The 10,171-nt window shown below is 73.3% G+C and carries 9 protein-coding genes and 1 pseudogene; 6 read left to right on the plus strand and 4 right to left on the minus strand.

The window, feature by feature from the left end:
- Positions 1–557: pseudogene (locus IE249_RS08870) on the minus strand (hypothetical protein); the annotation flags it as partial.
- Positions 558–775: 218 nt separating this feature from the next.
- Here IE249_RS08870 and IE249_RS08875 point away from each other — a divergent pair.
- Positions 776–1,171 (plus strand): BlaI/MecI/CopY family transcriptional regulator, encoded by a 396-nt coding sequence (locus IE249_RS08875; RefSeq protein WP_189704232.1) that lies wholly within the window; start codon positions 776–778, stop codon positions 1,169–1,171.
- Positions 1,168–2,061, plus strand: coding sequence for a M56 family metallopeptidase (locus tag IE249_RS08880; protein ID WP_189704233.1), 894 nt, complete (start codon positions 1,168–1,170; stop codon positions 2,059–2,061). The genes IE249_RS08875 and IE249_RS08880 overlap by 4 nt, the downstream gene beginning before the upstream one ends.
- Before the next feature lie 12 nt (positions 2,062–2,073).
- Here the strand turns inward: IE249_RS08880 and IE249_RS08885 are convergent, their stop codons facing one another.
- Positions 2,074–4,416 (minus strand): glycoside hydrolase family 65 protein, encoded by a 2,343-nt coding sequence (locus IE249_RS08885; protein WP_189704234.1) that lies wholly within the window; start codon positions 4,414–4,416, stop codon positions 2,074–2,076.
- Positions 4,413–5,174 carry a beta-phosphoglucomutase family hydrolase gene (locus IE249_RS08890; RefSeq protein ID WP_189704235.1) on the minus strand — a complete coding sequence of 254 codons (762 nt, stop codon included), beginning with the start codon at positions 5,172–5,174 and terminating at the stop codon, positions 4,413–4,415. The genes IE249_RS08885 and IE249_RS08890 overlap by 4 nt, the downstream gene beginning before the upstream one ends.
- Before the next feature lie 115 nt (positions 5,175–5,289).
- On the opposite strand from IE249_RS08890, the gene IE249_RS08895 reads away from it, so the two are divergent.
- A complete protein-coding gene (locus IE249_RS08895) occupies positions 5,290–5,958 on the plus strand; it encodes a nucleoside/nucleotide kinase family protein (RefSeq protein WP_189704236.1) in 669 nt (222 codons plus the stop codon).
- A 270-nt stretch (positions 5,959–6,228) separates the two neighbouring features.
- Positions 6,229–7,806, plus strand: coding sequence for a phospholipid carrier-dependent glycosyltransferase (locus IE249_RS08900; protein WP_373304364.1), 1,578 nt, complete (start codon positions 6,229–6,231; stop codon positions 7,804–7,806).
- Between the two features lie 12 nt (positions 7,807–7,818).
- Here IE249_RS08900 and IE249_RS08905 read toward each other — a convergent pair whose 3' ends face one another.
- The gene (locus tag IE249_RS08905; RefSeq protein WP_189704238.1) at positions 7,819–8,217 is read right to left on the minus strand and encodes a DUF3662 domain-containing protein; all 399 of its coding nucleotides are present in this window, start codon (positions 8,215–8,217) and stop codon (positions 7,819–7,821) included.
- Positions 8,218–8,384: 167 nt separating this feature from the next.
- Between IE249_RS08905 and IE249_RS08910 the strand changes: the two genes are divergently transcribed.
- Positions 8,385–9,308, plus strand: coding sequence for a MurR/RpiR family transcriptional regulator (locus IE249_RS08910; RefSeq protein ID WP_189704239.1), 924 nt, complete (start codon positions 8,385–8,387; stop codon positions 9,306–9,308).
- A 409-nt stretch (positions 9,309–9,717) separates the two neighbouring features.
- Positions 9,718–10,107, plus strand: a complete 390-nt coding sequence (locus IE249_RS08915) for a hypothetical protein (protein ID WP_189704240.1) — start codon at positions 9,718–9,720, stop codon at positions 10,105–10,107.
- Positions 10,108–10,171: the final 64 nt, after the last annotated feature.

The following is a 10,171-nucleotide window of genomic DNA, read 5'->3' on the forward strand; positions in this document are numbered from 1 at the left end:
GGGCTGCGCATCCGCGTCCGCGTGGCCGTACGTCCGGCCGTGGATCCGTCCGTGCGGACGCGGAGGAGGCAGCCCGCGCACACCAGGGCGCCGATGGCGACCCAGTAGTTGGGCATGGCCTGCGGGCCGTAGAAGAGGGTCACCCACAGGGAGGCGTACAGGGCGCCGGCCAGGGCGAGGACGCCGGAGGGGAACAGGCCCCGCCACACCCGCAGGGCCAGGTACAGTCCGAGTCCGGACAGCAGGGCGAGGTAGACGCGCAGCAGCGCGGTGGACGACGACCACGAGGCGACCGGCGCGACCAGCAGCGGGACGCCGCGGGCGCGCGGGGCGCTGAAGAAGGCAGCCGGCGCGTGCGGGCTGACCTGGCTGACGTAGACCGTCTCGTCCCAGCCGAGGCCCATGCCGGGGCGGACGAGGACGAGCTGGGCCAGGACGAAGGCCGCGGCGACCGCGCCGAGCAGTGTGTCACCCCTGAAGCGGCGGGCCCGGCCGGAGCCGGGCACGGTCGCGGACCGCCGCGTTCGGGAAATTGTCGCGTGCGTGCTGTCGGCCATCTCCACCCCTCACCCCTACACACTGTAGGGTTTCTGACTCCCGCGGACCGCGGGAACGGCGCAGGAGTCGGGTAAGACGTCTGGAATACGCCGGAAAGACGTCGGGGAAAGCTCGCGGAAAACGACAAAAGCAGGGTCAAAGTAACCCGCCTCGGGGCCGCTCGCCGGGTGCGATACCGCCGATGGCCTGACCCCCTACGGACTGTAAGGTTGTGGGCATGGCTGATAGAGGGCCTCACGGCAGGACGGAACGACGCAGCTCGGGGGAGCTGGAGAGTGAGGTCCTCGCGGCTCTGTGGTCCACCGAGCACCCGCTGACGCCGGCCGAGATCCAGGCGGAGATCGGCGGCGACCTGGCCTACAACACCGTCCACACCATCCTCAGACGGCTGTACGACAAGGGCCTGGTGCTGCGCGAGGTCGACGGGCGGCGCGGCGCGTACCGGCCGGCGAAGAACGCGGCCGAGCTGACCGCGGACGCGATGCACGAGGCCCTGGACCGCGGTCCGGATCCGATCGCCGCGCTGCAGCAGTTCGTGACCGGGCTGAGCCCCGAGGAGGAACGGGCGCTGCGCGAACTGCTCACCGGCGGGCTCACCGGGGGCGTGGTATGACCGTCGACGTCTACACCCCACTGGTGCTGTCGCTGCTGCTGGCCGCGATCAGTCCGGCTGTCGGGCGGCGGGTGGCGCCCGCGCTGGCCGCGCGCGTGCTGACCGCCGCGGCCGTGGTGACGGCGGCGGCCGGTGTGTGGTCGCTGGTGCTGCTGGCCGCCACGCTCGTCAACGACGCCCCGCCGGTCGTCGCCGAGGCCCGGGAGAACGGGCGGCGCCTGGTGGAGCCGGTGCCCGAGGGGATCGGGGTGCTGGCCTGCCTGGCCCTGGCGGTGGTCGCCCACCGGCTGTGGCGCGCCGTCCGCACCACCCTCGGCACGCGCCGCGCGCTGCGCCGGCTGTGCGAGGGGCATCCGCCGGGCACCGAGCTGATCGTCGCCGCCTCCGAGGTGCCGCGGGCCTTCGCCATCCCCGGCCCGCCGGGCAGGATCCTGGTCACCTCGGCCATGCTCGGCGCGCTGCAGCCGGTGGAGCGGCGGGTGCTGCTCGCGCACGAGCGCGCGCATCTGGCCCACCGGCACTCGCTGCTGGTGACGGCCGCGGACCTGGCCGTCGCCGCCAACCCGCTGCTCCGTCCGGTACGGGCCACGGTCGCCTTCCTCGTCGAGCGCTGGGCGGACGAGCGGGCCGCCGCCACGGTGGGCGACCGCACCGCCACCGCCCGCGCGCTGGCCCGTGCGGCCCTGAGCGCGGGGCGGCCCGGATCGTCCTGCGCCCTCGGCTTCACCGACCGGGCCGTCACCCGCCGCGTGGCGGCCCTGCAGTGCGCCCCGCCGCCCCACTTGCGCTCCGTCGCCGCCGCCGTGCTCGCCCTCGGCGTCCTCCCGGCCCTGGGCGCCGCCGACGCCACCGACGACCTCCTTCACCTCCTGGCGAACGTCCTGGTGTAGCCGGCCGCGGGGTCAGCGGGCGTTGGGTTTGCGGTGCGGGGGCTGTTCCGGGGCCGGGCGGTGGCGCGGGGGCGGGACCGGGTGGGAGGTCGGGGTGTCCGGGGCCACCGTGACCCGTTCGCCGTGGTGGCGGATGTGCATCGGCGGTCCGGACAGCAGGGTGTACGTGGCGCTCTGCTGGGTGATCTCCACCCGCAGCCGGCGGCCGCGGAACTGCAGCGAGAACGCCAGGCGGCTGAACTTCTCCGGCAGCCGGGGCGCGAACTGAAGCGTCTCCCCCGACCGGCGCATCCCCCCGAAGCCGGCGACCAGGGCCATCCAGGTGCCCGCCAGCGAGGCGATGTGCAGCCCGTCGCGGGTGTTGTGCTCCAGGTCCTCCAGGTCCATCAGGGCGGCCTCGGCCGTGTAGTCGTAGGCGAGCCGCAGATGGCCGGCCTGCGCGGCGATGACGGCCTGGACGCACGCCGACAGGGAGGAGTCCCTGACGGTCAGCGGCTCGTAGTAGGCGAAGTTGCGGGCGATGTGCTCCTCGTCGAACTCGGCGCCGCAGGTGTACATCGCCAGCACCAGGTCCGCCTGCTTGACCACCTGTTTGCGGTACAGGTCGAAGTAGGGGAAGTGCAGCAGCAGCGGGTACTGGTCGGCGCGGGTGCCCGCGAAGTCCCAGCGCTGGTAGCGGGTGAAGCCCGCGTGCTGCTCGTGCACGCCCAGTTCCCCGTTGTACGGGATGTTCATGGACTCGGCCGCGTCCCGCCAGGCCGCGCTCTCCTCGTCGTCCGCGCCGAGCCGCTCCGCCACCTTGGGGTAGCGTTCGACGACGTCGGCGGCGGCCAGCAGGTTCGCCCGCGCCATGAGGTTCGTGTACGTGTTGTCGTCGGCGATCGCGCTGTACTCGTCGGGGCCGGTGACGCCGTCGATGTGGAACGTGCCCCGGTGGTCGTGGTGGCCGAGCGAGCGCCACAGCCGGGCCGTCTCCACCAGCAGCTCCACACCCGTGTCCCGCTCGAAGTCCTCGTCGCCCGTGGCCGCCACGTACCGCACCACCGCGTGCGCGATGTCGGCGTTCACGTGGAAGGCGGCGGTGCCGGCCGGCCAGTACGCCGAACCCTCCTCGCCCTCGATGGTGCGCCAGGGGAACGCGGCGCCGCGCAGCCCCAGCTGGGCGGCGCGCTCACGGGCGGCGGGCAGGGTGTTCTGCCGCCAGCGCAGCGCCTCGGCGACGGCGTCGGGCGAGGTGTAGATGAGCACGGGCAGCACGAACATCTCGGTGTCCCAGAAGGCGTGCCCGTCGTAGCCCGAGCCGGTCAGGCCCTTGGCCGGGATCGCCCGTTCCTCGGCGCGGGCGCCGGCCTGGAGCACGTGGAAGAGCGCGAAGCGGACGGCCTGCTGGATCTCCTCGTCGCCGTCCACCTCGACGTCGGCGCGCGCCCAGAAGTCGTCCAGGTACTCGCGCTGCTGGTCGACCAGGCCGGTCCAGCCGCCGTGCGCGGCGGCCGCCAGGGCCGCGTCCACCTGGTCGCTCATCGCCGGCAGCGAGCGGGCGCCGGACCAGCCGTGCGCGACGGTCTTCTCCACGCGCAGCTTCTCGCCCGGCTCCAGCACGGAGGCGACGGTCAGCCGGGCCAGGTCGGGGTGGCTCTCGCCGCCGGTGGTGGTCCGCTCCGGTCCCGTGACGACATGGTCGGCTGCGACGGCCACGCGCAGACCGCTGTGCCGGGTGCGGTGCACCAGGCGCAGCCGGCTGCCCGAGGCGAAGTCCTGCTCGGGTTCCAGCGGAGCCTGGAGGGCCATGGCCGCGCGCGGGTCGCCGTTGGACTCGGGCAGCTGCTCGTTGGCCACCAGCTCGGACTGGATGACCACGCGCGCCTGGGAGCCGACGGCCTCCACCTCGTAGGCCACCGCCGCGATGGAGCGCTGGGTGAGGGAGACCAGCCGGGTGGAGCGCACCCGCACCCGAGTGCCCGCCGGTGAGACCCACTCGCAGGTCCGCTCCATCACCCCGCGCCTCAGGTCGAGGGTGCGCTCGTGGGAGACGAGCCGGCCGTAGCGCAGATCGAACGGCTCGTCGTCGACGAGGAGCCGCAGGATCTTGCCGTTGGTGATGTCGATGACCGTCTGGCCCGACTCGGGGTAGCCGTAGCCGGCCTCCGCGTAGGGCAGCGGGTGCACCTCGTACACGCCGTTGAGGTAGGAGCCGGGCAGGCCGTGCGGCTCGCCCTCGTCGAGGTTGCCGCGCCAGCCGACGTGACCGTTGGACAGCGCGAAGACGGACTCGCTCTGGGCGAGCACGTCCAGGCTCAGCTCCGTCTCGCGCACGGTCCACGGCTCGACGGCGTACGAACGGTGGGTGATCACGCGGCACCTCCCCGCCCGGCCGCGCCCGCGAGGAGTTCGGCGAGGTCCTTCACGACGACGTCGGCACCGTGGGCGTAGAGCGCCTCCGTCTGGCCGACGCGGTCGACGCCGACGACGTATCCGAAGCCGCCGGAGCGGCCCGCGTCCATGCCGGCCAGCGCGTCCTCGAAGACGGCGGCCTGTTCGGCGTCGGCGCCCAGGTCCCGGGCGGCGGCCAGGAAGGTGTCCGGGTGCGGCTTGCCGGGCAGGGCGCGCTCACGGGCGACCACGCCGTCGATACGCACGTCGAACAGGCGCTCGGCGTCGATGGAGCGCAGCACGTCGAGGGTGTTGGCGCTGGAGGAGACGATCGCGGTGCGAAGGCCGTGGGCGCGGACGGACTCGATGTAGCGCAGGGTGCCGTCGTAGGCCTCGACGCCCTCGGTGCGGATCTTCTTCAGGACCAGCTGGTTCTTGCGGTTGCCCACGCCGTTGACCGTCTGCGCCTCCGGTGGGTCGTGCGGGTCGCCCTCGGGCAGTTCGATGCCGCGGGAGGCGAGGAAGGTGCGCACGCCGTCGGCGCGCGGGCGTCCGTCCACGTACTCGTCGTAGTCGGCCACGGAGTCGAAGGGGCGGAAGTCCGCGCCGTCCCGTGCGCGCAGGAACTCGTCGAACGTCTCCTTCCAGGCGGCAGCGTGGACCACTGCCGTCTTGGTGACCACCCCGTCGAGGTCGAAGAGGCAGACCGTGATTTCTTCGGGCAGACCGAGCTCTGTCATAAAGGCACCCTTCCCCGAGTCGCGGCGTTGAGTGGGTGTCCAGTGCCACACCTGACGTAGTTTCCGGCTTTCCGACCAATCCCGGGGCCACTTTCCGGGTGACACACTGTGCGGTGTGCCGACCGCCTTCGACGAACTCCTCGCCCGCGCCCGCGCGCTCCCCCGCGACGGACGGCGGGCCGTCCTCGGCATCGCCGGCAGCCCCGGCGCGGGCAAGTCGACGCTCGCCGAGGAGCTGGTGCGGGCGCTGAACGCCGACGGGGAGCCGTGGGTCGCGCACGTCCCGATGGACGGCTTCCACCTCGCCGACGCCGAACTCGACCGGCTGGGCCGCCGCGACCGCAAGGGCGCGCCGGACACCTTCGACGCGGCGGGGTACGCGGCCCTGCTGCGCCGGCTGCACGAGGAGTACCGCGAGCACCCCGGCCCGGACGACGAGACGGTGTACGCGCCCGGCTTCGAGCGCGTCCTGGAGCAGCCGGTCGCGGGCGCCGTCCCGGTGGCGCCGTCGGTCCGGCTGGTGGTGACGGAGGGCAACTACCTGCTGCTGGACACCGGCCCCTGGGCGCGTGTACGGGCGCAGCTGGACGAGGTGTGGTTCTGCGAGCTGGACGAACCGGAGCGGGTCCGCCGTCTCGTCGCGCGGCACGTGGAGTTCGGCAAGGGCGAGCGGGAGGCGGCCGCGTGGGTGGCCCGCACGGACCAGCGCAACGCCGACCTGGTGGCCGCCACCCGCGACCGCGCGGACCTGGTCGTACCGGCGACGGCCGTACCGCGTTCCTGAAGAACAGGTGGCCGGGTGAACCGGGGCGGGTCCGGGACCGTACCGGTGTGTACGGCGGACGGTCCGCCGGTACGACGCGCGGGGCGGGCGATGATCGGCGAACAGCACACGGTCCTGGCACCGGGGCCGCCGCCCCCCGGGGCGTCCCGTGAACGGCCGCCGGGCGGGGGCTCCCCGGTGTGGGAGCGCCTTCGCGGTCCGGCGCGCCGGCACCGGCGGTGGCTGGTGCCACTGGTGGCGGCCGTGCTGCTGGCGCAGATGGCCGTCGCCATGGTCACGGCGGCGGCCGAGCAGACCCCCACCATCGACGAACCGGTCTACGTGGGCACCGCGGCGGTCTACCTGGACGAGCACAGGGTGGCCTACAACCCCGAACACCCGCCGCTGGGCAAACTGTTGATCGCGACCGGGGTCGCGGCCGCCGATCCGCGCATCGACGCCGCCTTCAGGGACTTCAAGGGCGACCAGGGATCGCTCGGCCGGCATCTGCTGTACGAGTCGGGCAACGACCCCTGGCGGCTGATGCTGTGGGCGCGGCTGCCGGTGATCGCGCTGACACTGCTGTTCGGTCTCGTGGTGTTCGCGTTCGCCCGGGAGCTGACGGGCGCGGCCGGCGCACTGGTCGCGCTCGCGCTGTACGCCTTCTCGCCCGACGTGATCGCGCACGGTTCGCTGGCCACGCTGGACGTGCCGGCGGCCGGGTTCGTGCTCACCTCGGCCTGGCTGCTGTGGCGGGCACGGCGGCGGCCCGCCCTGTACGTGCCGCTCGCCGCCGTGGCGCTGGGGGCGGCCCTGGCCACCAAGATGAACGCGCTGCCGGCGGTGGCCGTGCTGCTGCCGCTCGCCGCGGTGTCGGTGTGGGCGTACCGCCGCCCCTCGGACCGCGCGGAGCGGGTGCGGGCCCTGGCCGCCGGGGCCGGGTGGGCGCTCGTGGCGGCGGCGGTGTCCGTCGCCGTCGTATGGACGTCCTATCTGGCGGTCGATCCGCGGCTGCGGTGGACGCCCCGGGAACCGGTGCCCGCCGTGCACGGGCTGCGCGGGCTCCTGGTCGGCGCGATGCCCTTCCCCGAGGCGTACCGCGACGGGATGCGCGTGCAGTTCGGCTTCGAGAACTACCCCTGGCAGGGCTTCCTGTTCGGGCACGTCTACACCGGGTCGCGCTGGTACTACCTGCCGGCCGCGCTGCTGGTGAAGACCCCGCTGGGCATGCTGGCCCTGTGGGCGGCCGGGGCCGCCGTCCTGGTGGCGGTGCGGCGGATGCGGCCCGCGGCCGCCTACGTGCTCGCGCCGCCGGCCGTGCTGCTGGCCGCCGCGATGCACTCCTCGCGCGACTTCGGTACCCGGTACGCGCTGTTCCTGCCGATGTTCCTGGCCGTGGCCGCCGCCACGGTGCCGCTGCCGCGCCCCGCCCGCCGGGCACGCCGCGCGGCGACGGTGCTCACGGCGGCGCTGGTGACGCCGGTGGCCTTCACCGCGGTGAGCTCACTGCGGACGTACCCCTACTACCTGCCGTACTCCAACGAGGCCTTCGGCGGTCCGGCGCGCACCCATCTGCGGCTGCACGACTCCAACGTGGACTGGGGACAGGACCTGGGGCGGCTCGCCGACCGGCTGCGCACCCGCTACGCGGGCGAGCGCGTCTGGCTCGTCTACAAGGGCAGCGGTGTGCCGTCGTTCTACGGCATCCACGCGGCCGATCCGCGGGCGGTGCCGCCGGAGCGGGTGCACGGGCTGCTGGCCGTCTCCGACTCGTCGGCCGCCAAGGCCACGGGGCGGCTCGCCGAACTGATCCGCACCAGCCGCGCGGTCGACGACGTCGGCCACTCGATCACCATCTATCGGCGGTGACGGGTCGGGCCACTATCCGGGCTGGGCGAAGGCCTCCGCGCTCACGTGCGGCATGACGCGACTGGCCACGCGGTAACGGCCGTTGGGGACCTCCGGGGAACGGGCGACGTGCACCGTCAGCGGACCCGCCCACTCGTAGCCGTGGTGTTCCGCGTGCCGGGCCAGGCTGTCGGTGAGCTCCTGGCCCACGCGGCTGCCGCGGCGCGTCAGCTCGTCGTGCACACCGCCGGCGAGTTCGACGTCGTAGGCGTTGGGCACGATGACCCGCCGCTCGCTGCACACGACGGCGTTCTCGTCGCACTCGCGGCGCAGGGCGTCGAGGAGTTCGACCGGTTCCTTGCCGGTGATCCGCGCCCACAGCGCCTCCCACCGGTTCTCCAGGGCCTGTTCCAGGGCGCTCAGTGCGGTCATGTCAGGTTTCACCTGCCGAAGGGGTCTCGTGTGTGGGGGTTCGGGTTCCCGGCCGGGGCGCGGGTATCCCTGGCGGGCGCCGGCGGCCGGAAGCACTCGTACAAGCCCTGGTCACGACGGTGAGTGAGCTATGTTGAACCTCTGTGGGAGACAAAGGAGGCGCCTCGGTGTCATCGCCGCAGCAGGCTCGCGCGAGTGCGTCCGCGATCACCTCGGGAAAGACGGCACCGGAGGCGGCGGCCGCGCCGGCGTCCCAGCTCAGAGCGCTCTTCGACGGCCCGCACCTGTCTCCCGGACAGCGCCGCATCGCCCAGTACCTGATCGAGAACATCGCCGAGGCCGCCTTCCTGTCGATCACGGAACTCGCCGACCGGGTCGGGGTGAGCCAGCCGTCGGTGACCCGGTTCGCGGCGGCGGTCGGCTTCAGCGGCTATCCGGCGCTGCGCGAGAAGCTCCAGTCCATCGCGCTGCGGACGCTGGCGAGCGGTCCGGGCGCGGCCGAGGAGGACCGGGCCAACGAGCTCCAGGCGGCCGTCGACGCCGAGATCGAGAACCTGGAGAACCTGCGCCGGGACTTCGCCGACCCCGAACAGGTGATCGACATCGGCCGCGAGCTGTCGCGGTCGACCCCGCTGACCGTGCTCGGGCTGCGCATCTCGGTGTCCCTCGCCGAGTACTTCGCCTACGCGGCGCGGCGCGTCCACCCGGACGTACGGCTGGTCACGCTCGGCGGCAGCGTCGCCTACGACGCGCTGCTCCAATCCCGCGAGGCCGGCGGCACCTGGGTGCTGGCGTTCTCCATGCCCCGGCACGCCCACGAGACGCTCACGACGGTCCAGGTCGCCCGCAGCGCCGGGCTGAAGGTCGCCCTCATCACCGACCTGGCGCTCGGGCCGGTGGCCGACGAGGCCGATGTCGTCTTCGCCACCGGCACCGGCTCCCGCCTCGTCTTCGACTCCTACGCGGCGCCCGGCATGGTGTGCGCCGCCCTGTTGCAGGCCATGACCGACGCCGACCCCGAGCGGACCCAGGCCCGGCTCGAGGAGTACGAGCAGATCGCCGACCAGCACCACTTCTTCCTGCGGGACTGACCGCCGCCGGCACATTGGTCGGCGCACATGGGGAGCATGCCATTCAAAGCGGGCATGAATGTTTTCATACGTCTTGCAAAGTGGACGGCATATATAAATACTGCTCACGGATCACGGCCCGGCTCACTCCGGGTACGTTCCGCAGCTCGGCCATCACCACCCGCAACCGCCCCGAGAAAGCCGACGGCCCGCCCATGTGCCTTCCGCACCGCAGCTCCACCGGGCGCCGCCGGACCTCCGGGCCCACGCACCGGCACCCCGCGCCGCCGTCTCCTACCCGCGTCGGCACACGGGGTGTCCGGCCGGGCCTCGCCTGTGCGAGTGCCCGCCGACGGCCCCGGTCATCCCCTAGGCCGGGGCCGTCCAACCTCGTCGGATCACCCTCCACGACGCCGCACACCCGGAAGCGATGATCATGCCCCTGACGACCACGCGCATCAGCACGGACTGGCCCTGCCAGGTCAAGACGCCCGGCAGCTACGACTGGGAGCGCTCGGCGGCCAAGTGGCTGCGCGAGCTGGTGCCCGCGCGCTACGGCAGCTACCCCGCGCTGATCCGCCACCCCGTGCTGCTCGCCCGTCATGCGCAGATCCAGGTCCAGCAGGAGATCCGGGTGGCCCGCACCGCCCTGCAGACCGCGCGCGCCGACCTGCCCCGGCTCGGCATGCCCGAGTCGGTCATCGAGCACACGATCAAGCTGTACGCGGCGGAGCTGCTGCAACTGCAGCACATCGCCCGCAGCGTCCGGGCCGTGAGCGAGGCCCTGGTGGAACGGCACGGAGCCCACGGAGGCCGCTGACCTCCGCGCACGGTCTCGTCGTACCGCCTCGCCGTACCGCCGCGCTGTCCGTCCCTGGCCGTTC

The sequence above is a fragment of the Streptomyces anandii JCM 4720 genome (assembly GCF_014650655.1).
Lineage (GTDB): Bacteria > Actinomycetota > Actinomycetes > Streptomycetales > Streptomycetaceae > Streptomyces > Streptomyces anandii.

Excerpts from the sequence above, each read along its gene's own strand:
- IE249_RS08880 (WP_189704233.1), top strand. The coding sequence starts at position 1,168 with ATGACCGTCGACGTCTACACCCCACTGGTGCTGTCGCTGCTGCTGGCC.
- IE249_RS08915 (WP_189704240.1), top strand. The coding sequence starts at position 9,718 with ATGATCATGCCCCTGACGACCACGCGCATCAGCACGGACTGGCCCTGC.
- IE249_RS08905 (WP_189704238.1), bottom strand. The coding sequence starts at position 8,217 with ATGACCGCACTGAGCGCCCTGGAACAGGCCCTGGAGAACCGGTGGGAG.
- IE249_RS08890 (WP_189704235.1), bottom strand. The coding sequence starts at position 5,174 with ATGACAGAGCTCGGTCTGCCCGAAGAAATCACGGTCTGCCTCTTCGAC.
- IE249_RS08900 (WP_373304364.1), top strand. The coding sequence starts at position 6,229 with ATGGTCACGGCGGCGGCCGAGCAGACCCCCACCATCGACGAACCGGTC.
- IE249_RS08875 (WP_189704232.1), top strand. The coding sequence starts at position 776 with ATGGCTGATAGAGGGCCTCACGGCAGGACGGAACGACGCAGCTCGGGG.